This window comes from Pseudanabaena sp. lw0831 (assembly GCF_016584665.1).
Taxonomy (GTDB): domain Bacteria; phylum Cyanobacteriota; class Cyanobacteriia; order Pseudanabaenales; family Pseudanabaenaceae; genus Pseudanabaena.
In genome coordinates this window covers 14,242-34,825 of record NZ_BBJB01000105.1, presented here as the reverse complement: position 1 = coordinate 34,825, position 20,584 = coordinate 14,242, and the positions used below count along the sequence as shown (strand labels likewise).

Annotated in this window: 25 protein-coding genes and 2 pseudogenes; 15 read left to right on the top strand and 12 right to left on the bottom strand. The window is 41.6% G+C overall.

The features are described 5' to 3' along the window. Window positions 1-50: 50 nt before the first annotated feature. Window positions 51-773, bottom strand: coding sequence for a creatininase family protein (locus tag APA_RS21535; protein WP_201324281.1), 723 nt, complete (start codon window positions 771-773; stop codon window positions 51-53). A 356-nt stretch (window positions 774-1,129) separates the two neighbouring features. On the opposite strand from APA_RS21535, the gene APA_RS21530 reads away from it, so the two are divergent. From APA_RS21530 to APA_RS21515, 4 genes are all read left to right on the top strand, one after another. Beyond that, window positions 1,130-2,074: a fatty acid desaturase family protein gene (locus APA_RS21530; RefSeq protein ID WP_201324280.1), complete on the top strand. Its 945-nt coding sequence runs from the start codon at window positions 1,130-1,132 to the stop codon at window positions 2,072-2,074. After that, window positions 2,071-3,075: an alpha/beta fold hydrolase gene (locus APA_RS21525; RefSeq protein WP_201324279.1), complete on the top strand. Its 1,005-nt coding sequence runs from the start codon at window positions 2,071-2,073 to the stop codon at window positions 3,073-3,075. Before APA_RS21530 ends, APA_RS21525 begins: the two co-directional genes overlap by 4 nt. Window positions 3,076-3,217: 142 nt before the next feature. After that, window positions 3,218-4,525 (top strand): type III glutamate--ammonia ligase, encoded by a 1,308-nt coding sequence (gene glnT / locus APA_RS21520; protein WP_201324278.1) that lies wholly within the window; start codon window positions 3,218-3,220, stop codon window positions 4,523-4,525. An 84-nt stretch (window positions 4,526-4,609) separates the two neighbouring features. After that, complete coding sequence (locus tag APA_RS21515) at window positions 4,610-5,491, top strand: methylated-DNA--[protein]-cysteine S-methyltransferase (RefSeq protein ID WP_201324277.1); 882 nt, start codon at window positions 4,610-4,612, stop codon at window positions 5,489-5,491. Between the two features lie 36 nt (window positions 5,492-5,527). On the opposite strand, the gene APA_RS21510 is transcribed toward APA_RS21515, so the two are convergent. Both APA_RS21510 and APA_RS21505 read right to left on the bottom strand, forming a co-directional pair. Further along, the gene (locus tag APA_RS21510) at window positions 5,528-6,022 is read right to left on the bottom strand and encodes a hypothetical protein (protein WP_201324276.1); all 495 of its coding nucleotides are present in this window, start codon (window positions 6,020-6,022) and stop codon (window positions 5,528-5,530) included. Window positions 6,023-6,057: 35 nt separating this feature from the next. Further along, window positions 6,058-7,995, bottom strand: a complete 1,938-nt coding sequence (locus APA_RS21505; RefSeq protein WP_201324275.1) for an Mbeg1-like protein — start codon at window positions 7,993-7,995, stop codon at window positions 6,058-6,060. Window positions 7,996-8,135: 140 nt separating this feature from the next. On the opposite strand from APA_RS21505, the pseudogene APA_RS21500 reads away from it, so the two are divergent. Beyond that, window positions 8,136-8,336 (top strand): annotated as a pseudogene (locus APA_RS21500) (methylated-DNA--[protein]-cysteine S-methyltransferase); the annotation flags it as partial. A 14-nt stretch (window positions 8,337-8,350) separates the two neighbouring features. Here APA_RS21500 and APA_RS21495 read toward each other — a convergent pair. The 3 genes and pseudogenes from APA_RS21495 to APA_RS25930 form a co-directional block, all read right to left on the bottom strand. Next, entirely contained in the window at window positions 8,351-8,971 is a 621-nt protein-coding gene (locus APA_RS21495) for a hypothetical protein (protein ID WP_201324273.1), read from the bottom strand. 2 nt (window positions 8,972-8,973) lie between these two features. Continuing rightward, complete coding sequence (locus tag APA_RS21490; RefSeq protein ID WP_201324272.1) at window positions 8,974-9,612, bottom strand: NADPH-dependent F420 reductase; 639 nt, start codon at window positions 9,610-9,612, stop codon at window positions 8,974-8,976. Beyond that, a pseudogene (locus tag APA_RS25930) lies at window positions 9,609-9,716 on the bottom strand (type 1 glutamine amidotransferase domain-containing protein); the annotation flags it as partial. The gene APA_RS21490 and the pseudogene APA_RS25930, both read right to left, overlap by 4 nt. Before the next feature lie 336 nt (window positions 9,717-10,052). Between APA_RS25930 and APA_RS21485 the strand changes: the two are divergent. Next, a complete protein-coding gene (locus APA_RS21485; RefSeq protein ID WP_201324271.1) occupies window positions 10,053-11,399 on the top strand; it encodes a nicotinate phosphoribosyltransferase in 1,347 nt (448 codons plus the stop codon). 7 nt (window positions 11,400-11,406) lie between these two features. Here APA_RS21485 and APA_RS21480 read toward each other — a convergent pair whose 3' ends face one another. After that, window positions 11,407-11,736: a type II toxin-antitoxin system PemK/MazF family toxin gene (locus APA_RS21480; RefSeq protein WP_201324270.1), complete on the bottom strand. Its 330-nt coding sequence runs from the start codon at window positions 11,734-11,736 to the stop codon at window positions 11,407-11,409. Beyond that, the gene (locus APA_RS21475; RefSeq protein WP_201324269.1) at window positions 11,724-11,984 is read right to left on the bottom strand and encodes an AbrB/MazE/SpoVT family DNA-binding domain-containing protein; all 261 of its coding nucleotides are present in this window, start codon (window positions 11,982-11,984) and stop codon (window positions 11,724-11,726) included. The genes APA_RS21480 and APA_RS21475 overlap by 13 nt, the downstream gene beginning before the upstream one ends. Before the next feature lie 107 nt (window positions 11,985-12,091). Between APA_RS21475 and APA_RS21470 the strand changes: the two genes are divergently transcribed. The 3 genes from APA_RS21470 (at window position 12,092) to APA_RS21460 (ending at window position 14,274) form a co-directional block, all read left to right on the top strand. Next, window positions 12,092-12,679, top strand: a complete 588-nt coding sequence (locus APA_RS21470; RefSeq protein ID WP_201324268.1) for a nicotinate-nucleotide adenylyltransferase — start codon at window positions 12,092-12,094, stop codon at window positions 12,677-12,679. Next, a complete protein-coding gene (locus APA_RS21465; RefSeq protein WP_103669363.1) occupies window positions 12,655-13,386 on the top strand; it encodes an NUDIX domain-containing protein in 732 nt (243 codons plus the stop codon). Before APA_RS21470 ends, APA_RS21465 begins: the two co-directional genes overlap by 25 nt. A gap of 267 nt (window positions 13,387-13,653) precedes the next feature. After that, window positions 13,654-14,274: a hypothetical protein gene (locus tag APA_RS21460; RefSeq protein WP_201324267.1), complete on the top strand. Its 621-nt coding sequence runs from the start codon at window positions 13,654-13,656 to the stop codon at window positions 14,272-14,274. A 235-nt stretch (window positions 14,275-14,509) separates the two neighbouring features. Here APA_RS21460 and APA_RS21455 read toward each other — a convergent pair whose 3' ends face one another. From APA_RS21455 to APA_RS21445, 3 genes are read right to left on the bottom strand one after another with little or no spacing between them, the layout of a single operon-like run. After that, window positions 14,510-15,022: an HNH endonuclease gene (locus APA_RS21455; RefSeq protein WP_201324266.1), complete on the bottom strand. Its 513-nt coding sequence runs from the start codon at window positions 15,020-15,022 to the stop codon at window positions 14,510-14,512. Then, window positions 15,019-15,366 carry a hypothetical protein gene (locus APA_RS21450; RefSeq protein WP_201324265.1) on the bottom strand — a complete coding sequence of 116 codons (348 nt, stop codon included), beginning with the start codon at window positions 15,364-15,366 and terminating at the stop codon, window positions 15,019-15,021. Before APA_RS21450 ends, APA_RS21455 begins: the two co-directional genes overlap by 4 nt. Window positions 15,367-15,391: 25 nt before the next feature. Continuing rightward, a complete protein-coding gene (locus APA_RS21445) occupies window positions 15,392-15,535 on the bottom strand; it encodes a hypothetical protein (RefSeq protein WP_201324264.1) in 144 nt (47 codons plus the stop codon). A 207-nt stretch (window positions 15,536-15,742) separates the two neighbouring features. Between APA_RS21445 and APA_RS21440 the strand changes: the two genes are divergently transcribed. Genes APA_RS21440 through APA_RS21415 form a run of 6 tightly spaced genes read left to right on the top strand, consistent with a single transcriptional unit; the run spans window position 15,743 to window position 20,116 of the window. Next, window positions 15,743-16,036, top strand: coding sequence for a hypothetical protein (locus APA_RS21440; protein ID WP_201324263.1), 294 nt, complete (start codon window positions 15,743-15,745; stop codon window positions 16,034-16,036). Further along, window positions 16,033-16,380, top strand: a complete 348-nt coding sequence (locus APA_RS21435) for a helix-turn-helix domain-containing protein (RefSeq protein WP_201324262.1) — start codon at window positions 16,033-16,035, stop codon at window positions 16,378-16,380. Before APA_RS21440 ends, APA_RS21435 begins: the two co-directional genes overlap by 4 nt. After that, on the top strand, window positions 16,380-17,294 hold the full coding sequence (locus APA_RS21430; RefSeq protein ID WP_201324261.1) for an ImmA/IrrE family metallo-endopeptidase: 915 nt from the start codon (window positions 16,380-16,382) through the stop codon (window positions 17,292-17,294). Before APA_RS21435 ends, APA_RS21430 begins: the two co-directional genes overlap by 1 nt. After that, complete coding sequence (locus tag APA_RS21425; RefSeq protein ID WP_201324260.1) at window positions 17,287-18,060, top strand: hypothetical protein; 774 nt, start codon at window positions 17,287-17,289, stop codon at window positions 18,058-18,060. The genes APA_RS21430 and APA_RS21425 overlap by 8 nt, the downstream gene beginning before the upstream one ends. 34 nt (window positions 18,061-18,094) lie before the next feature. Then, window positions 18,095-19,216 (top strand): nucleotide kinase domain-containing protein, encoded by a 1,122-nt coding sequence (locus APA_RS21420; RefSeq protein ID WP_201324259.1) that lies wholly within the window; start codon window positions 18,095-18,097, stop codon window positions 19,214-19,216. A gap of 21 nt (window positions 19,217-19,237) precedes the next feature. Beyond that, window positions 19,238-20,116: a nucleoside triphosphate pyrophosphohydrolase family protein gene (locus tag APA_RS21415; protein WP_201324258.1), complete on the top strand. Its 879-nt coding sequence runs from the start codon at window positions 19,238-19,240 to the stop codon at window positions 20,114-20,116. Window positions 20,117-20,165: 49 nt separating this feature from the next. On the opposite strand, the gene acpS is transcribed toward APA_RS21415, so the two are convergent. Beyond that, entirely contained in the window at window positions 20,166-20,546 is a 381-nt protein-coding gene (gene acpS, locus APA_RS21410) for a holo-ACP synthase (RefSeq protein ID WP_201324257.1), read from the bottom strand. Between the last annotated feature and the right edge of the window lie 38 nt (window positions 20,547-20,584).

Sequence of the window (20,584 nt, the reverse complement as noted above, 5' to 3'; positions counted from 1 at the left end):
TTTGAAAGTGTTGCAAAGCAACACTTTCAAAGTATTTATTGGTGGTTCGTTTAAACTTCAGTAAGAAAATCGTTGTATTGGCTGACTAGTTCTTTGACGGAAAGTTCAAAAAGTTGTTGCCCATGTTCAATAGTTGCTAAAGCTGGATTTGAACCCATGCGTCCATCGGGATAACGTTTACGGAATTCTTCAGGGCTATAGATACGACTATCTTTATTGACGGATTCGCTAAGCGGGACATTTTTAATCGAGTCAGGATAGAGATACATCGTGACAGCAACTTCACTGGGCGTAGCGTGATAGCCTTCTTGATTGCCATAAAGCTCTCTGACAAGTTTATACATGTCATTGCTTGCCCACCAGTTACCTAGACGACAACGTACATCTGGTAGTTCGTTATAAATCTCCGTAAAGGCTGTTTTGAGAACGGCGATATTGCCGCCATGCCCATTGAGAAAAAAGAATCGTTTGAAGCCATGTTTGGCAAGCGATCGCACAACATCATGAATTACTAAGGTCAGTGTGGAAGGCTTGAGGCTAATCGTGCCAGCAAATCCTGTGTGATGCTCTGCCATGCCCAGAGTCAGTGTCGAAGTAACCAGAGCATCAGCTTTTTCCCCAACGGCGCGGGCGATCGCTTCGGCACAAATAAAATCTGTGCCGATTAATCCTGTGGGGCCATGCTGCTCAGTGGAGCCGATGGGAATAATTACAGCCTGCGATCGCTGCAAGTAGGCTTCAACTTCTTGCCATGTGGATAAATGTAGGAGCATAGAATTTATTTAGAAAACTGAGCAAGGCTTACTTTACGCTAACAGAGATTTCAGGCGATCGGGTTTGTATTAACTTTGACTTATTCGGAAACGCTTTGACAACATACTTATGAATAAGTAGCTATGCACAATTAAATATAAAACCCTAAAAACTGTACCGCTTGCGCAGCGGGCGGTACAGTTTTTAGCTCTGGGTTTTTAATTATGCCGAGGTAATTATATAGAGCCATCCTAAATCATTTATGGAATGCAAATCTTACCGAACAAGGGGCTTAAGCCCCTTGTCTTTCAACGAATCATTTAGGATTGCTATAGAACCAAGCGCCAAACTATGAGCAAATAGTGAGTTTTTAGTCATGTTTTCAAGCGATATTAAACCTTCGCAAATTCTTTCTCCTCAAGAATTAAGCGTTTTAAATGCCAAGTCAAATCTGAAAGGAACTTTGCAATTAGTAGGACATCTTGCGGTGATGGCAGTTAGTGGCTATCTCTGGGGTACAAATATGGGAAATCTAAGCGATCGCTGGTTTATGGCTCTACCTGCGTTAGTGCTTTACGGATTTAGTTTTGCGATTATGTTTGCGCCATTGCATGAGGCATCCCACCGCACTGTCTTTACGAATAACCGCGCTAATGATGCCCTATCTTGGTTTGCAGGACTTTTATCTTTTTATAACAGCACCTTCTATCGTCTCTATCACAAGTGGCATCATCGCTATACGCAGATTTCTGATAAAGATCCCGAATTAAGCGATCGCAAGCCGACAAATCTTAGTGAATATATAATCGAAATTAGCGGGATTACTTGGTGGATCGGCAAGTTTCGTAGACATTTTCTCACAGCGATTGGGAACTTAGAAAATTGTCCATTTATTCCTGAAAGTTCCCGTGCAGAAGTGATTCGTTCAAATCGTTTACAGCTATTGGTTTATGCGGTAGCGATCGCTATTTCTGTATATTTTCAACAACCTTGGTTTATTACCTATTGGATGTTACCCCTCGCAGTAGGCCAGCCATTTTTGCGATTTTTGCTACTAGCCGAGCATACCGATCGTCCCAATACCGACAATATGCTTGCCAATACCCGCACCACTCGCACCCTTGCGCCCTTGCGATTCTTGATTTGGAATATCTCTTACCATGCTGAGCATCATCTCTATGCTTCCATTCCCTTCCATCAATTAGGCGCAGCCCATGAGAAATTAGGTTCTCATTTTGAATGTGTTGAAAATGGCTATATCAAAGTCCATCGTCAAATCGTCGCTAATTTCGGCACAAAGACTGGGAACTCAGTAGCATGAATGTTTTTGCAATTGAGAACTTTCAGCTTCAGTGCGGTGCGATCTTGCCGCAAGCGCAATTGGTATATCAAACCTATGGCGAACTAAATCGCGATCGCTCGAATGTAATTCTCTATCCGACCTCCTACGGAGCGCAACATACTGATATCGATTGGTTAGTGAGTAATGATGGTATTCTCACCCCAACAAAATGGTTCATTATTATCATCAATATGTTTGGTAATGGACTATCGAGTTCGCCTAGTAATTGTGGAGATTGCGGATTAGCTGAGCAAGGTTTCTGGTTTACGCATCTAGATAATGTCACGGCTCAAGAGCAACTACTGGGCGAAGTCTTCGGGATTGAGCGCTTAGCCCTAGTTTACGGCTGGTCGATGGGCGCTCAGCAAGCCTATCATTGGGGTGCGTTATATAGCGATCGCGTCGAACGCATAGCAGCAATTTGCGGCACTGCGAAAACCACCGATCACAATCGCATTTTCTTAGAAAGTTTGCGATATTCACTCACTGGCGATCCGACTTGGAATGGAACTGGTTTTGATGGTATTCCCGATCGCGGTTTTCGTACCTTTGCTAGAATTTATGCCAGTTGGGCAGCTTCTCAAGCCTTTTATCGAGAGGGTTTGTATTATCAGTTTGGTTATGAATCTCTCGAAGATTATCTCTTGCGTGGTTGGGAAGCTGGCTATCGCAAGCGCGATCCGCGAAATTTGATTGCAATGATTGATACTTGGTTGCGTTGTGACTTGAGCGATAATCCAGTTTATAAAAGTGATTATGTTCTTTCTATGAAAACGATTCAGGCGAAAACCCTAGTGATGCCTAGTACTAGCGATTTGTATTTTACGCCCGAAGATTGCGATCGCGAGGCGGCGCTAATTCCCAATAGTTCATACCTTCCTATTCCATCCATCTGGGGACATCGCGCTGGCAATCCCTACCAAAATCCTGAAGATGCCGAATTTATCCGTCAAGCAGTTTGGGCATTGCTAAGCGGGTAAGCAGAAACAACTAAGCAACGCCAAGATCCCCGACTTTTTGTGTGACGAACAAAGATTATCTGTAACAGTAAAGAAAAAGTCGGAGATCTGAATCTCTATTACCAGATCTCAACAACTTAACTTCCATTAAAACCCAAGGATTATGACTAAGGCTCTATCTGAAATTGCCCAAGAAAAAGGGATTCGTTACTTTCTAATTTCCTTTACTGATTTATTTGGAGTGCAACGCGCTAAATTAGTGCCAACCGCAGCGATCGACTCGATGGAAGCCAATGGTGCAGGATTTGCAGGATTCGCCACATGGCTCGACATGACACCCGCCGATCCTGATATCTTCGCCATTCCCGATCGCAACAGTCTCTTCCCCTTACCTTGGCAACCCGAAATTGGCTGGATGCCCGCCGACCTCTACATGAATGGTGAGCCTGTCAAACAAGCCCCACGTTATGTTCTCAAGCAAGCCCTGAGCCAAGCTGAAGCCCTTGGCTATCGCGTCAAAACGGGTGTGGAATGCGAATATTTCCTACTCTCTGCTGATGGTACAGATATTTCCGATTTAAGCGATCGCGCTAGCAAGCCCTGCTACGATCAACAAGCCTTAATGCGCCGCTTCGATATCATTGCCGAAATCTGCGATGCCATGTTAGCGATGGGTTGGGAAGCCTATCAGAACGATCATGAAGATGCTAACGGTCAATTTGAGATGAACTGGACTTATGCCGAGGCGCTGGTCACAGCCGATCGCCATGCCTTTTTTAAATATATGGTCAAAGCGATCGCCGAAAAGCACGGCTTCCGCGCCACCTTCATGCCCAAGCCTTTTCCTCATTTGACAGGCAACGGCTGTCATACCCATCTCTCCGTTTGGGATTTGGATGGAAATAAGAATCTCTTTGATGACGTAAAAGGAGAACTCGGTCTATCGAGCCTAGCCTATCAATTTATCGGTGGCGTATTGCATTCTGCCGAATCGGTCTGCGCCTTCACCAATCCCACCGTCAATTCCTACAAGCGGATTAATGCCCCCGTTACCAACTCTGGGGCAACATGGTCGCCTAATACGATCAGCTACACAGGCAACAACCGCACCCACATGATTCGCATCCCTGAAGCAGGTCGCTTTGAGTTCCGCCTCGCCGATGGAGCCGCGAATCCCTATCTCCTCCCTGCTGCCCTCATCGCCAGTGGTCTCGATGGCATCAACCACCAACGCGAAGCAGGTCAGCGTTATGACAATAATTCCTACACCGATCCGCTTCCCTTTGGCACAGTGAAACAATTGCCAGCTAATCTTTTAGATGCCCTGCGATGTTTGCAAGCAAATACGATTTTGCCAGATGCTTTAGGACAAGAGTTTGTTCAATCCTATATCAAGTTAAAGCAACGCGAATGGAATGATTACAGTACGCGCATCAGTCCTTGGGAATTGGAACATACTTTAGATTGCTAACGATCGCAAGAAATGGGTGGCTTAAGGCTCGAATAATTGATACATTGATTGTAAATCCTTGTATTGCTTGGCATGAACTCCCCGATGGATAAATTTCTAGATGAGAATATGGGCGATCGCGCTACCTATGAACTGATGGCAAAAGCGATCGCCTTTATTCGTCAGAACCATCGACAACAGCCAGATCTCGCTGCGATCGCGCAACAGGTACATCTGAGCGAATATCACTTTCAGCGCTTATTTACCAAATGGGCAGGGATTAGCCCCAAGCGATTTTTGCAATATCTGACGGTGGAATATGCTAAGTCCAAAATTGCGGAAACAAAGAACTTACTGGAATTGACTGGAGATGTCGGTTTATCTAGTGCAGGACGATTGCATGACCTATTTGTGAACCTCGAAGCAATTTCACCGCAAGAGTTTAAGACTGGTGGTGCAGGTTTACAGATTTGCTATGGCATCCATGAAACCATGTTTGGTGAATGCCTGATTGCCACGACAGCGCGAGGTATTTGTAATTTGTACTTTCTAGATGGAATGGATAATCAAGCTGCTGCATTAATGCTGCGAGAGGAATGGGCAAAGGCGGAAATTATCTGCGATCGCGAAATTACGCAACCAATTTGCGATCGCCTATTTAGCCATCTTCCTAATCTGAATACTGCGAAGCAATCGCCCCTCACTCTCTACGTCAAAGGCACTAACTTTCAAATCCAAGTATGGCGGGCCCTGCTGCGAATACCCTTTGGCAGGATTACCACTTATCAGGGCTTAGGGCGATCGCTTGGTCGTCCCAATGCCGCGAGAGCGATCGGCAATGCTGTTGGTAGTAATCCCATTAGTTTCATCATTCCTTGTCATCGTGTCATTCGCGAATCCGGTGAGTTAGGCGGATACCGTTGGGGATTGGAGCGCAAGACCGCAATGCTAGGCTGGGAAGCTAGTCAGTTTGATTATGGTGATTGAGGAGACTTAGAGTAAGTAAGTATCTTGAGCTTAGATTTAATTTGGTGTCAATTTCAAAGATCTTAATGCTTCATTAAAGACAGGTAAATAGAAATCTTGATCTTCTGTCTTCATAACTGCAACTATTCCGCATACAGAAGTTGCCAATTGTATCGTTACTTGATATTGAGTTACTGGTATTTTAGTTTCTTCATCAATCATCTTAAAAATATCAATTCGAGCAGAATGCTGATCAATATTTTCTATTCGCTGCTCTAATATTTCTAGAGTTTGTGAATAACTGGATTGAGCCTGTTCCGCCAACAGAATTTCTGATAGCTCTTGATAATTATTCTGATGGTATTCAGCTTCAGGAATTTCAATAATTTTAACTGTTATGCAAGGTGAGTAAGGTGCACCAAGAGATTGATAATATATATCTGTAGCACAATTCGTATTCTCGTTACTTTCTTGATGCCATCCAATCGGCAAAGTAATTGAAACACCTGTTTTTTTGCCAGAAAATCGTAATTTGGATTTTGAATTGTTCATAATATTTATGGAGATAACTGCTTATTAAATTATCTTTACTTTCTCTTCCCCCTTTTCCACAAAGCTTTAGGTATTCCCGTAATCGCTCCACCAACACCTCCTAAAGCTCCGCCAGCTAAACCGCCAACACCAGCAGTCATACCACCTGCTAACGCGCCTAAACCACCACCGATCATTTTGCCAACGCCTTTAGTTTTATTCCAAACTCCTCCCTGTTTCCAATTTTTCATTCCTTCTGCCGCTAACCCAGACCCACCACTCATTAAGGCTCGACCCGCAGAGCTGCCCATCTTAGCGCCAGTAGACAAACCTTCCATCGCGCCTTTACCTGTCTCATGTGCACCTACTGCGATCGCCCCGCCTAATGCACCAGTCACACCGCCAGCTATTGCACCTACACCACCTGCAACAGCACCTACACCACCTGCAACTGTACCTACACCGCCCCCGATCATTTTCCCAATACCTTTAGTTCTATTCCAAGCGCCTCCCTGCCTCCAATTTCCAAGTCCTTCTTTTGCAAGTCCCATGCCTCCTTGAGCAACTTCCTTCCCTCCGAGTAGTAATGCTGCTCCTGGTGCAGCAAGTTCTCTACCACGTTCAAAAATAAATTGATTACCTGCAAAAGGATTATCATCATACTTTCCAACTTTTTGATTTTTGCCAATCTGACCATCATTCAATCCAACCTGATCGCGAGCTTCATCATTAATGCCAACTTGTTCTTGTTGTTCTTTGAATGCTTCATCTTGGAGCAAGAATTTAGTGTGATTATTGGGACCACCACTCTCTAAGTTATGTAGAAAGAATTCAGCATTTCCTTTCCCTGTATATAAACCCGATCCTCCAATATGTTTGCCACCTGCAAGATCAACGATGTCACCCGTGGCAAGATGATGAACAACTTCTGGTCTTTCATCTTCTTCCATATCATTAACATTGTTATTAAATTGTCTAACTTGTTCTTGACTAATACCAGGAGCTTGAAAGGTGATAACTTTACTGATATTACCCGTAAAAGCAGAAGCGGCATGTTGGGCTAATGCACCTCCTAAACTATGTCCAGTCACTACCACTTTCCCCCCAGCTTGACTAATTAATCCTTGAATTTGATCTTGTTTTAGTTTAAATGCTGTAAACCCAACTGCAACTGGATCGGCATCAGCCAGCGCATCACCAGTTTTATCAAAGTCAGTCCCTTTAAAAGCTAAAACAGGCTGTTTATCAGAACCCTGTTTGGGCATTACTAACCCACAAAATAAACCCGACCCTTGCACTGAACCAAGCCAATTCCTTTGATACCCTTGATTATCTAGCCATTGCCCCATGTCTTCTGGTATTCCATCTATACCTTTATAGGCTAGTTTATGAGCAATCAATTCATAAACAACATCTAAACTGTCAACTTTACTTGCAGCATCTCCATTTACTAAATCCCTCTGAATATGGGAAATATTCCTATACAGCTCATTCTGAATCGACGATCCTAAAGTTGGAGATTCATTACTTACCGTCTGTTCCTCTTCAACCTTGTCTTCTTCTACTTCCTCTTGACGTTGAATTGGTTGATTTTGCACTAGTTGATTAGTTGGCAGATTAATTTGCTGAACGACTTTAGCCGCATTATCATCCGCTTCTTTCTCATATTTGTCATTTGGATCTCCAATATTCAGCTTTGCCTGCATCTGCATCGATGCAAGTTCCTTCTTTGCTCTTATTTTCGCAAAGTGTTCGTATGTATGCCTCTGGACTACATCATTATTACTCTGCGATCGCGATATAATCGGCGAAGCATACAGTTTGCGCATTATGTCGTCTGACTGATGATACTGAGCGCCGCTCGATGCATTTTGATGTTTAACGGGTTTTGACTCTTCAGACTCAACGGGTGCAAATGGTCTAGTTTGCAGATTCATGGTCATGGGCTTAACTGAAGAAGAAGTTTGCGTAGGCTTTTCTTTTCTAATTCTCACGCCATATACCTCTCAAAATCTACTAATCTTTAAAGTTTTTGTAACAAAAATGCAGCAAAAAAACTAAACCTTGCGTTCTCGTAAGGATTTTTACTTTAGGAAACTATTATACTTGCAATCACAATTTTAGGAGAGAACCGATTACTACTTATCAAAGCTTAATGCGATCGCTTGGTCGTCCCAATGCTGCAAGGGCGATCGGTAATGCTGTTGGAAGTAATCCCATTAGTTTCATCATTCCCTGTCATCGTGTCATTCGAGAATCAGGTGAATTAGGCGGCTATCGCTGGGGATTGGAGCGCAAGACGGCAATATTGGGATGGGAGGCTAGCCAAATTTGAGAATTATGATGTTGTTATGTGCCATATTCCCAGCCAAGGACCCATTGATTCGTGATAGCTGCGTTGGCAATTACAGATAGTAACTTATGTGCATCTTCTTGCTCTGATTGTGAGTTTAAACCTGCAATTAACAATTGTCTCAAATCATCATTGGATTCGTTAACTAATTGCGTTTCTAATGGATTAAGCAATCCCGTATAAGCACAACTTCCATAGGCTGCTTCATTTAGCCACCAAGGAAGATGTTTGCGATGAATTACACTGGTATCAACGACTTTGTTAAATAATTGCCATGCAACTTGGATGCGATCGCTAATCTCCGCTAACTGTGGCGGATTAGCCGCAAGATCGGCAAAAAATGTATCTTTAGCCTGAATTTCATACTCAGACACCACACAATCTGCTTTACACATTTCCAGAATAATTCTGGAAGCAGATCTAGAGAGAATTACGCGATCGCCTTCAGTTTTCACACTATCTGGCTCTAGCTCTTCTATTCTATCGGCAACTTCACAATTAAGATTTATACCCCGCGCTAGCATCGTATTCCATTCAGAAATCAACAAATCTCGCGGCATATTGAGATATACATCTTCAAATTGTTCTTTTGCCAATGTGTAAAGGGTTGTACGCATGATTATCTCTGTAACATTGCCCAGACAAATCCTGAGCCTTTGCCCTGAACTCTCGCCATTTTAATCCATAGTAAAGTCATATGTTCCAAATGCAAGCTCATAGCCAAATTGCCTGTATCCACTGGTTCCCAACCTAATTCATTGCATAGTGAACTTACTTTGTCTTTAGCAACTTGGTCATTGCCAGCAATCAACATCGCAGGTTTGAGATCGCCATAACCAGCATAGGTACTATCTTCAAAGTTCTCAAAACCATAAATAGTAAAAGCTTTGACCACATGAGCATTAGGAATAAATTCCTGCACGGTTTCACTGCCAGAAATTTGACTTTGCAAACCATGCGACAAATTTGCGCCTACAGGATTAGTGCAGTCCACTAAAATTTTGCCGTCCAGTAACGCTTTCACAGGAGCAAGCGCAGTCTCGATCGCACCAAAAGGAGTCGCCAGAAAAACAACTTCCGCTTCTTGGACAGCTTCTATTGAGGACTTGACAATTAGTTCTGAATTGCGATTGGTGGCTTCTTGCACCGACTTAGATTGGGGATCGCGGGCGGCGATGAATACTTGATGTCCGAGTTTTTGGAGGCGATCGGCTAGAGGTGCGCCGACATTACCAGTACCAATGAATGCAATCTTCATAGGGTGATTCCTAATGCTTCTAACACTAATTTTGCAGTCTCTAGACCAGAGTTTTGCTGCTGACCTGTAATTAAATTACCATCACGGAGCGCATGGGATGAAAACGGCGCTTCAGTTCCGCAGCCCAAAATCCAATGGGGATTTCTAATTCATATGCTGGCATCAAAGCAACCTCAATCATACGCCCCACAACTGGTTACGCAATATTCTTTCTGCTACAGCAATTAATATTTAAAGTTGTATTTACTATAACTATTGCGAATTTCAAGCATATAGCTTTAATAGCTAATATCTTTTATCTACAGGAAATAGCCTTAGCCTATTGAAAATTCATGGCTTGGTTATAAACGCTTTAAATATTGCCAAATAAAAAATATGCTTGCAATTTTGGTGAAAAGCACTATAATAAAAAATATACCAGCCTCTACCCCACCAAAGTCATGAGCGCTATAACCGTTAATCCTGCCGTAAGCATGAAGTCCGATACGCTGAATATCGCCACCGATGAATATGGATTGCTCACCGACCTTTATCAACTGACGATGGGCGCTTGCTATGTCCGCGAAGGATGCGATCGCAAACGAGCCAGTTTTGAGCTATTTGTGCGCCGATTGCCTGATGGATTTGGCTATCTGATCGCGATGGGACTCACGCAAGCCGTAGAATATTTGCAAAATCTGCATTTCACCTCAGAGCAAATCGAAGCTCTACAAGCAACAGGTATCTTTGCCAACGCCGATCGCCGTTTTTGGGAATTGTTAAGAAATTTTCGCTTTGAAGGCGATCTCTGGGCAGTGCAAGAAGGAACAGCCATGTTCGCTAATGAGCCTTTTTTGAGGATCGAAGCACCACTCTGGCAAGCGCAATTAGTGGAAACCTATTTGCTAAATACAATTAACTATCAAACCCTGATAGCCACCAAAGCCGCAAGAATGCGTGATGCCGCAGGCGATCGCATTACCCTATTAGAATTTGGCACAAGACGAGCCTTCAGTCCTCAAGCTTCACTCTGGGCCGCGAGAGCAGCTCTCGCCGCAGGAATGAATGCTACGTCCAATGTATTAGCTGCGCTGAAGCTTGACAGAAAGCCAAGCGGTACGATGGCTCATGCTTTGGTGATGGCAATGAATGCAACCGAAGGAAGCGAAGCTCAAGCCTTTAGTGCTTTCCATCAAGTTTTCCCGAATAGTCCGCTATTAATCGATACCTTCGATACGATTGCTGCCGCCCGAAATCTGGCTGAAAAAGTCAAGTCTGGCGAAATGCAAGTGAAAGGAGTTCGCATTGATTCAGGCGATATTGCCGCAGTTTCTAAAGAAGTGCGATCGCTACTTCCAGATGCCGCTATATTCGCCAGTGGTGATATTGACGAAGCCGAGATTCTCCGTCTCAAAGCGTTAGGAGCACCCATCGATGGCTATGGCATTGGCACAAAATTGGTGACAGGTGCGCCCGTAAATGGAGTTTATAAGTTAGTCGAAATTGATAATATTCCTGTCTCCAAAAAATCAAGTGGCAAGCAATCGATCGCAGGTCGCAAACAAATCTGGCGCAGTTTCGAGAATGGTGTGATAACAAGCGATCGCCTGACTCATATTTCCGATATTCCTCAATCCAATGAGCAACCTTTACTAGAACTAATCATGCATGATGGAGAACTATTGAAATCATTGGATGATTTGGATGCGATCGCAAAACGCACTCGTAATTCTGTACAGTTTTTGCCTCAAGCAGTTCGTAATATTGCTGAACCAGAGACGATTGCTGTGTTAGTTGATATGGCATAGAGACGAATTACTCAGCAAACATCTCAGCTAAAATATTAAGAACTTCTCTTTGGTCATCTTGGCGAATTTGACCAATCTTTTTAACTAATCGAGATTTATCCACAGTACGAATTTGATCGAGAACTATTTGACCATCTTTATTCTGAAATTGGCAAATAACACGAGTGGGATATTCTCTTCCCTTGGTTGTCATCGGCGCAATAATTACTGTAGAAATATGGCGATTCATCTCGTCTGGTGAAACAATTACACAGGGTCTCGTCTTTTGGATTTCGCTACCAATTGTGGGATCGAGATTAACAAGAAAAACATCAAATCGCTTAGCTACCACTCCCATTCAGTCTGATCCCAATCCGTCGGATTAACTTCATCTAAAAGTACATCATCTTGTTGTGCTGCCATCGCTGCAAAAGCCTGTTCCCAACCAGTCCGCAATTGTAGTAGAGGTCGAATAGTTAGACGATTTCCCTCAATTCCTATCTCAACTTCTGTTTGAATGCCACTCTGTTCTAACAAGGTTTTGGGAATACGGATGCCCTGAGAGTTCCCAATTTTAATAATGCGAGTTCTAATAGCTGTACTCATATTTTTGATCGATATTAAACCAAAAGTAATTACATTATAATTACAATAACGTAAACCGTCAATCAAGCACAATAGTCGCCCATCTCTTAAAACTAAAGACTAAATCAATGAACATTGCTCTCTTTGGAACTAGCGCCGATCCGCCTAGTATTGGACATCAACAGATCTTGCAGTGGCTTGATAATCATTACGATCGCACAGTTGTTTGGGTGTCAGATAACCCATTCAAAACTCATCAAGCAAGCCTACGCGATCGCATCGCCATGATGGAGCTAACCATCGCCGCGATCCAACCACCAGCCCAAACGATTGGCTTGCATCCTGAAATCAGCAATCCACGCACGATTAACACTGTCGAGCAAGCCAAACAAATCTGGCAAGATACAAACTTCACCCTCGTTATCGGTGGTGACCTTGTGCCGCAGTTACCAACTTGGTATCGCGCTCAAGATCTACTCAATCAAGTAAATTTACTAGTTGTCCCTCGTCAAGGCGTGACCATTTTAGGAGACGATATCGATCGCCTTATAAATATGGGTACTGAAGTTGCGATCGCGCCTGACTCCACCTCGATACCCAACGTTTCTTCGTCAGACTATCGCAACAATGGCAACAGTTCAGTCATAATACCCACAGTCGCAGCATATATCCAACGAGAGTCGCTTTACGCATGGCAGACAAGTCCCGCACAATAGCCCCAAAACCCCTAGCAGACTTTAAGGTCGGTGTCGATAACGTGATTTTTTCCGTAGATACCGAGCAAAATCGTCTATTGGTACTACTTGTGATGCGCCAACATGAGCCATATCGCGATCGCTGGTGTTTGCCAGGAACTCTCGTGCGTCAAGGTGAATCCCTCGAAGAATCTGCCTATCGCATCCTCTCGGAAAAAATCCGCGCCAAAAATCTCTATCTCGAACAACTCTTCACCTTCGGCGATATCGGACGCGATCCTCGCGAGGCTCCCGACAGTTTTGCTGTGCGCTATCTATCTGTCAGTTATTTTGCTCTAGTTCCCTTCTCTCAAGCCGAACTCATCGCCGATGGAGTCAGCGGCATCGCATGGTATCCCGTTAAGCAAGTTCCACAACTCGCCTTCGATCACAATCGCATTCTCGAATATGGTCATCGCCGCCTCCGCAACAAACTCGAATATAGCCCAGTTGCCTTTGATGTTCTGCCAGAAGCTTTCACTCTCAGCGATCTCTATCAACTTTACACAACTGTTCTCGGTGAGAATTTCTCTGACTATTCCAATTTCCGTACTCGATTATTAAAGTTAGGCTTTTTAAGTGATACTGGTATCAAAACTTCACGGGGAGCAGGTCGTCCCGCGAGTCTCTACCGCTTCGATGCGGAAGCTTTCGCTCCATTTAAGAATAAACCGATGGTGTTTATTTAATGAACTAATGCCATGATAAACCCCAAAAGATAAGTTGCGGCGCGAAGCGCCGCAACTTATCTTTTGGGGTTTATTCTGTCCTAGCATCTCTTGTCTTGATATGTAGCAATGAAAGTTTTGCTTAGGACATAAAACCCAAATAAATGAAGGCGGTGCGAAGCGCCGCCTTCATTTATTTGGGTTTTGATTTGTGCTAGCTATCTCTTGCCCTGCTATACAATAAAGCTCTCGGAACTATATACTGCAAGGGTCGAACTTCAGCGCCCTATGAGACAGCAAAATAATTCTAGACAGAATACAAACTCTGCTAGGCAACTTAAGCAAACTAAAGTACCTACAGGGATTTCATTGCTCTATTACAGCCTTGCCCTTACTACTTTAAGCATAATTATGCTCATTATTACGCGCTTTGCTGGAAGCCTAGTGTTTCTTTTGGTAGGAGTGATTGGTACTGTAATTGCATTTTTGGTCGCACAGGTTATGGCTATTGTGGGCAAATTACTTTGCTTAACAGCACCAGAGAGAATGGAGGGAAAAGCAACTATTTATATATCTGTCATGTTTGATTTAATTTCAATAATTATTGCTTATTTCCAGCGCATCGGAGCATTTCCCCAAAATGGTGCAGGGCTACAAACGATTATTTCAGCGATCGCTTATGTCTCTTTTTTAATATTTCTTAAACAGGTTGCAGAATTCATCAATAATAATAACCTTGCAAAAGATGCAGAAGGGGTTTTGCTCATTGGCATAGGAATGATTGTAACGATGGGATTAACTACGATTTTCCCCTTCATAGCTTTATTGACTTTACTTCTTTTTCTGATATGGGTGATTCGCTATTACAAGCTATTAATGAACTTAAGCGAAGCGATGCAAAGCCTCTAGACTTCTCTTTTTAGCGATCGCTTGTCCCTATCTTGCGTGTTTAAGTCATTGGATTCTCAAATTAAATCAATCTATAAAAGCGTAGATTTTCATGGGAATGCTCTCCCCTACGACGATCGCAACTGATTTGACACTTACTCGCACGATCGCATTTAATGAGGTCAAGGATGTATCGCAACTGCTGTTAAAAAATTAGCGGCTTTGATGATGGAAATATTTTGGAAGGGATGCAAATCTAAAATTCATCCTTGAGGATTTCCTCTAAGATTTCGGGGGTAAGCCCTTTTTGTTGTGCTTCTAAACGAATTTCTTGAACTACTTTTGAAAATATAGGTGGATGTTCTCCTAATTTTATCCACATGGCTCTAACTCGAACTAGAGATGAGCGATTCATTTTGAGGGCGGTAATAGTAGCTCGACCGATCGCTGTTTTGCCTATAATTTCTGTTTTGGATTCATCCCAACTAAAGTGCTCTTGCCAAATTTGTTGTTGTGGATGAAATAACGGAACTAGATCGTTGTTGCTAGGATCGGGCGCAATTTGACGATTTCCTTTGTGGCGATTGCAGGAGGGGCAAGATAAAGCTAGGTTGGCAAATATAGTTTCACCTCCTGCCGAAATTGGTTGAATATGTTCAAACTCAAAGGTAACGGCTGTTAAAAATTCTGCTGTTTTGCAGTAGGCGCAGCATTCATAAAAATGCTCTCGAATTTGTTTTTGTAAATGGATAGCGATGTAGGCGCTCATGCAACTATCCTTTGCTCTGATCTTGTTTGTAAGAGCCTTAGAGTATATCTAGCGCGAGTTTTTAGGATAGTGAGGTGATCAACTTTTTCTAGAAGATCATCTAAATCATCAAGTTCACCTTCGGAGAGTGAATTTTCGGTGTTTCTATCGATTAATTGATCTAGGTGATTTTGATCGGTTATGGCTAATTTACAAGTAGCGAGGGCTTTTAGTTCTTCTGCGGTTAAGCCGATGAGATATTCAGGATCTAAAGCAGGGGTGAGCCGAGAATAGGTATCTAAATCTAATACAACGCCGATGCGATCGCCTTGTTCGTTAGTTATGTACTGTAATGTTTCAGGCATAATTTAGCTCCTGTGTTTTTTATGTCTATCTCTCATTCAATGGTGGCAGGCTATTCACAATTTTAACCGATTCGACACTTACTCGCACGATCGCACTTAATGAGGTCGAGGATGTAGCGCGATCGCCGATTGCTGTTCTAGTTTTGAAGCCATACGCCAGAAATTGCAATTAAAGCATCGCCACTTTTTCAATTGATTCTCTCTTCACTCCTGAGCAAACTTTAGATGAGGATTGTCTGCCTGAGGAGTAGTTATAGTAATTTACTCAGTAATTCTCACTCGAAGGGAATGTGATTAACGATATAAAAAACAACTTGACATATCCTTGACGCTTTGGTAAGATTTTCTTACATACCGTAAGATGTTAAAAAGCGCTATGAATGAACAAGATGTGCAAATGAACCTCATAAATGTTCTTCAAAGTATTCAGAGTGATAGTGGATATGACATAAGCCAAATTCAAGGTAATACATGTCCTCTAAATGATCTTGAGGGATTTGATAGTATGCTCTGGCCCGCCGCTATTAGTATGTTGTCATCTACGATTGGGGTCACTATCCCGAACTGTAGCAATATTTTTCTCTCAAAAGATGGCAAGCGTCCACTCACTATTAATGAATCAGCAGCTATGGTCTGTGAAATGATAAGTAGAGAGGAGAATCAATCATGACAGAAGCAATAGAGAAAAAAGCAATTATAGCTTCTCGCATTCGTGAAGCTCGTAAGATGGCTGGTCTCTCACAAACTCAAGTAGCAAAAATGGTAGGTGTTCATAGACCCTCTATTTCTGAAATAGAAGCTGGAAATAGAAATGTTTCTGCCGAAGAAATTGCCCAGTTTGCAGAAATCTTTGATGTTAGTTCTGTATGGCTAATTGGTGAAGGTGCATCCAAAGTTGACATGCACGACAACAAAATTCAACTTGCAGCCAGAGAACTACAAAAACTGAAACCTGAAGACCTTGACAGACTTCTAACAATTTTGGCTTCAATGAAAACAGGAGGAAGCAAATAGTGAATAGCACCATTACCCAACTTAATCGAAATAAGGGGACTCAAACTGTGACTAATCTGAAGCAAGTATTGGCTCAAAAGGCTATGCACAAATCAATTGAAATTCGGACTCAATTGGGATTTGCGCTTAATAGTCCAATTTGCATCTATGATTTATGCGACAAACTAAAAGTAAAGGTTAGATTTGTTGACATCAATATGGAAGGCATGTATATCAAAGGAGAGGAGCCAACAATTTTACTTTCTTCTTTGCGTCCTCTTTCTAGGAGAAATTTTACCTGCGCTCATGAACTTGGACATCACATTTTTGAACATGGGTCAACAATAGATGAACTCAAAGAATGCTTAAATGATATCAAAACTTTTAGTCCAGATGAATTTTTAGTTGATACCTTTTCGGGCTTCCTATTCATGCAACCTTTAGCGGTGCGAAAAGCATTTGTCTCAAGAGGGTGGAATTTCGCTTTAGCAACGCCTCGTCAATTTTTTACAATCGCTTGTAGTTTTGGAGTTGGTTATGAAACTTTAATCAAGCACATGACTTACACTCTAAAAATGATTAGTCATTCGCAAGCTAGTTTACTTCTCAAATCAAGCCCTAAAGCTATACGAAAAGACATCTTAGGGCATACCTCAACAGATCCTTTAATTATTGCTGATTTACAATGGTCTCTACCAATACTTGATGCGGAAGTAGGGAGTAATCTCTTACTACCAAATATGGCAGAATCAGTCAACGATACTATCACTATTCAAAAAGAGTTACCTTTAGGAAGACTCTTTCGGGCTAACCGTCCTGGTATTGTTCGTGTTTACTGCCCTGATAGTAATTGGGCGATATTTGTTCGGATATCTCGTTTTCAATTTACTGGATTGAGTCAATATCGCCACTTTGAGGATGCTGAAGATGAATAGCACTACACCACTCTTAATTGAAGACACGAATCTATCACATGCTTGGTCTCGTGCTTTCTTACATATCATTGATAATCCTGGCAAAGAGATTTCACCTCTAGTAATAACCTTAACAGGTTTTACGAATGGCATTCCAAAGGAAGATCAAGTAATTCGAGATGCACTTGACAATAGTCTTTTAGTAAACAATGAACAGAAAGTCCATACAGTTGCAAACACTATTTTCCCCTATTCCCTCTGGAAGCATTCTATAAATGACCGAAATAAATTATTTGAGATATATCTTAACGCTCTTCCTAGGTATAAAGCTCTAGCACGACATAAAAATCGACGTGGTATTTATTTTGAAAGACTTATAGCATTTGGTTCTGGCTCCAATAATGTTAATCAACTTGAATATATAATTTCTCATTACAAGCCAGGTATTAGAAAAAGTATGTTTCAAGCGTCAATTTTTGATCCTGCACTTGATCATATAAATGATAAGTATCTTCCTTTCCCTTGTCTTCAACATGTCAGCTTTGTTCCTCAAAACAATGAGAAAACTCTAACTCTTAACGCTTTCTATGCTACTCAAAAGATATTTGAGAAAGCCTATGGGAACTACTTAGGGCTTTGTCGATTGGGTGAGTTTATGGCTCACGAAATGGGATTGACATTTGAACGAATGAATTGCTTCATTGGTGTTGCCAAGATGGATACTATTACCAAATCACATTCTAGCCTTACTACACTCACTGACTTAGCTCGAAAGGCTTTGGACTAAACAACTTACGAAGAGACATCAATCGGAACATAAAATGAGAACTAAAAGTCAGAAAATCCATAATGACAACATTGAACAAAACGAGCAGTTAAATTTTTTGTTTGGCGATTATGGCGACGCAAAAAGCTCAGAGCTAGAGATTGTTTCGCATATTCTTCCAGCAAAGCCTACTGTTGTATTTAATACTTACTGGCGGTTTGCGGTAGAAAGGCAAAAAATATTTTTCAAGAAGCTAGAAAATGCATCAATGCCTTGGACAGATGATCCAATTCTTTCGACATACAAGTTCACTAATGCTTACCGTGCGTCAGATCGCGTAAGCCAATATTTAATAAGGAATATTATCTACCACAATGATCTTCCATCATCACCGAATGAAGTTTTTTTTAGAATTATGCTCTTTAAACTATTCAATAAGATCGAAACTTGGCAACTTCTAGAACATCATTTAGGTTCTATCATTTTTGCAGAATATTCCTTTGATCGCTATGACAAAGTTCTTACAAATGCTATACAGTCAGGTCAAACTATTTATTCTGCTGCATACATTATGCCATCAGGAAGTACAAGTTTCGGACATAAAGCTAAACATCGAAATCATCTTAAGTTAATCGAGATGATGATGTCCAATGATCTGCCCAAGAAGCTCTCGGATGCTAAAAATATGCACCAAGGATTCGATTTAATACGCGCATATCCGACTATAGGTGATTTCTTAGCGTACCAGTTCATTACTGATGTTAACTATAGTGAAATTACTAACTTTAGCGAAATGGAATTTGTTATTCCTGGACCTGGGGCGCTAGATGGCATTCGCAAATGTTTTACAGATCTGGGAGGACTGAATGAACCAGAAATTATAAAATTTATGGCAGATATTCAAGATTCTGAGTTTGCGAGGCTAGGACTTAACTTTCAGTCACTCTGGGGACGAAAGTTGCAATTGATTGATTGCCAAAATCTATTCTGTGAAGTTGACAAATACTCTCGAATGAAACATCCTGACATTTCTGGGATATCAGGTCGAACTCGTATAAAACAGAAATATTCAGGTAAAGGAACGCATGTGGATTATTGGTATCCTCCAAAGTGGGGAATTAACCAAGCTATCAACGAATACAGACTAACTAAGAGCGCATTTAATTCTAAGTTTTAATAGTACTTGATGGGGTGAATAATGGATTTTCAAGAATACCAAGAACAAGCTCTGAAGACGAATAGAATTCCTACTGACAAAGGAGTAGACATAATGGTTCCCCTGTTAGGTCTTGCAGGTGAATCTGGTGAGTTACTTAGTGAATACAAAAAGTATCTCCGAGATGGCGAATCCCACCAACTTTTTCCAAAACGTGTTGCTGAAGAGTTGGGTGATCTACTTTGGTATATTGCCAATTTATCTAGCAAGTTCAATCTTGACTTGTCTCAAATTGCTGAAGCTAATCTTCAGAAGTGTCGTGATCGTTGGGGAATAGTATCTTCAGAGCAAACACATGTGTATATATTTGACAGAGATTTTCCAGAAGAAGAGCGTTTACCACGTCAATTTGAGATTGAGATTACGGAAGTAAGCGAAGATAACTCAATAAAAATGAGAGCTTTTATCAATGGGAAACAAATCGGGAACGATCTTACAGACAACTCTTACTCATGTGATGGTTATCGCTTTCATGACATTTTTCATTTTGCATGTGCTGCTGTTTTGGGTTGGTCACCAGTTACTAGAAGCAATCTAAAATGCAAACGAAAAAGCAACTCTGATATTGACGAAGTTGAGGATGGTGGTCGCGCAATAGCTACTGAAGAGGGGATATCTACTCTTGTATTTACCTATGCCAAGAATCATCATTTTTTAGAAAAAATTTCAACCCTTGACGATCACATCCTAAAAACCATCAAAAGTCTAACAGACCATTTAGAGGTTTCTCAATGTTCACTTGCTGATTGGGAAAAAACTATTTTAAACTGTTATGAAGTATGGAGGAAAGTCGAAAAAAATCGAGGTGGAAAAGTTCTTGTTGACCTTGATGCACTTTCAATAACCTATCAAGATCAGTGATAGATTTATTCTCTTCTTTTAAGTAGTGATGCTTTGATTAGAGCATAATTTATCCTAAAGCAATAGCACTTGCGATCACAATTAAATCTGTATGACTTATACTCAATAACCACTTCAGAATCCCTAGTTCTGAAGCTATCTCTTGGCATTTACCATATAAAACTACTGTTGGCTGTCCTGTTGACAAGCGTTGAATTTCAATATCAGTTGGCGCAATTCCTTGACTCCATCCTGTCCCAAGAGCTTTAATTATCGCTTCTTTAGCAGCAAAGCGACCTGCCAAGAATCGAATGTAATTTACATTAGATTTAGCCGTAATAAGTTCTATCTCTGTAAAGCATCGTGTTTCATAGCTACTTCCTAATTTTTCTAGGAGGTTTTTAATACGCTCTATTTCAACAATATCAATACCATGACCGATAAAATTCATATGACTCTTGACTAGAAAGTTATTATTGAATGACACAT

Excerpts from the sequence above, each read along its gene's own strand:
- APA_RS21535 (WP_201324281.1), bottom strand. The coding sequence starts at position 773 with ATGCTCCTACATTTATCCACATGGCAAGAAGTTGAAGCCTACTTGCAG.
- APA_RS21530 (WP_201324280.1), top strand. The coding sequence starts at position 1,130 with ATGTTTTCAAGCGATATTAAACCTTCGCAAATTCTTTCTCCTCAAGAA.
- APA_RS21525 (WP_201324279.1), top strand. The coding sequence starts at position 2,071 with ATGAATGTTTTTGCAATTGAGAACTTTCAGCTTCAGTGCGGTGCGATC.
- glnT (WP_201324278.1), top strand. The coding sequence starts at position 3,218 with ATGACTAAGGCTCTATCTGAAATTGCCCAAGAAAAAGGGATTCGTTAC.
- APA_RS21515 (WP_201324277.1), top strand. The coding sequence starts at position 4,610 with ATGGATAAATTTCTAGATGAGAATATGGGCGATCGCGCTACCTATGAA.
- APA_RS21510 (WP_201324276.1), bottom strand. The coding sequence starts at position 6,022 with ATGAACAATTCAAAATCCAAATTACGATTTTCTGGCAAAAAAACAGGT.
- APA_RS21495 (WP_201324273.1), bottom strand. The coding sequence starts at position 8,971 with ATGCGTACAACCCTTTACACATTGGCAAAAGAACAATTTGAAGATGTA.
- APA_RS21490 (WP_201324272.1), bottom strand. The coding sequence starts at position 9,612 with ATGAAGATTGCATTCATTGGTACTGGTAATGTCGGCGCACCTCTAGCC.
- APA_RS21485 (WP_201324271.1), top strand. The coding sequence starts at position 10,053 with ATGAGCGCTATAACCGTTAATCCTGCCGTAAGCATGAAGTCCGATACG.
- APA_RS21480 (WP_201324270.1), bottom strand. The coding sequence starts at position 11,736 with ATGGGAGTGGTAGCTAAGCGATTTGATGTTTTTCTTGTTAATCTCGAT.
- APA_RS21475 (WP_201324269.1), bottom strand. The coding sequence starts at position 11,984 with ATGAGTACAGCTATTAGAACTCGCATTATTAAAATTGGGAACTCTCAG.
- APA_RS21470 (WP_201324268.1), top strand. The coding sequence starts at position 12,092 with ATGAACATTGCTCTCTTTGGAACTAGCGCCGATCCGCCTAGTATTGGA.
- APA_RS21465 (WP_103669363.1), top strand. The coding sequence starts at position 12,655 with ATGGCAGACAAGTCCCGCACAATAGCCCCAAAACCCCTAGCAGACTTT.
- APA_RS21460 (WP_201324267.1), top strand. The coding sequence starts at position 13,654 with ATGAGACAGCAAAATAATTCTAGACAGAATACAAACTCTGCTAGGCAA.
- APA_RS21455 (WP_201324266.1), bottom strand. The coding sequence starts at position 15,022 with ATGAGCGCCTACATCGCTATCCATTTACAAAAACAAATTCGAGAGCAT.
- APA_RS21450 (WP_201324265.1), bottom strand. The coding sequence starts at position 15,366 with ATGCCTGAAACATTACAGTACATAACTAACGAACAAGGCGATCGCATC.
- APA_RS21440 (WP_201324263.1), top strand. The coding sequence starts at position 15,743 with ATGAATGAACAAGATGTGCAAATGAACCTCATAAATGTTCTTCAAAGT.
- APA_RS21435 (WP_201324262.1), top strand. The coding sequence starts at position 16,033 with ATGACAGAAGCAATAGAGAAAAAAGCAATTATAGCTTCTCGCATTCGT.
- APA_RS21425 (WP_201324260.1), top strand. The coding sequence starts at position 17,287 with ATGAATAGCACTACACCACTCTTAATTGAAGACACGAATCTATCACAT.
- APA_RS21420 (WP_201324259.1), top strand. The coding sequence starts at position 18,095 with ATGAGAACTAAAAGTCAGAAAATCCATAATGACAACATTGAACAAAAC.
- APA_RS21415 (WP_201324258.1), top strand. The coding sequence starts at position 19,238 with ATGGATTTTCAAGAATACCAAGAACAAGCTCTGAAGACGAATAGAATT.
- acpS (WP_201324257.1), bottom strand. The coding sequence starts at position 20,546 with ATGAATTTTATCGGTCATGGTATTGATATTGTTGAAATAGAGCGTATT.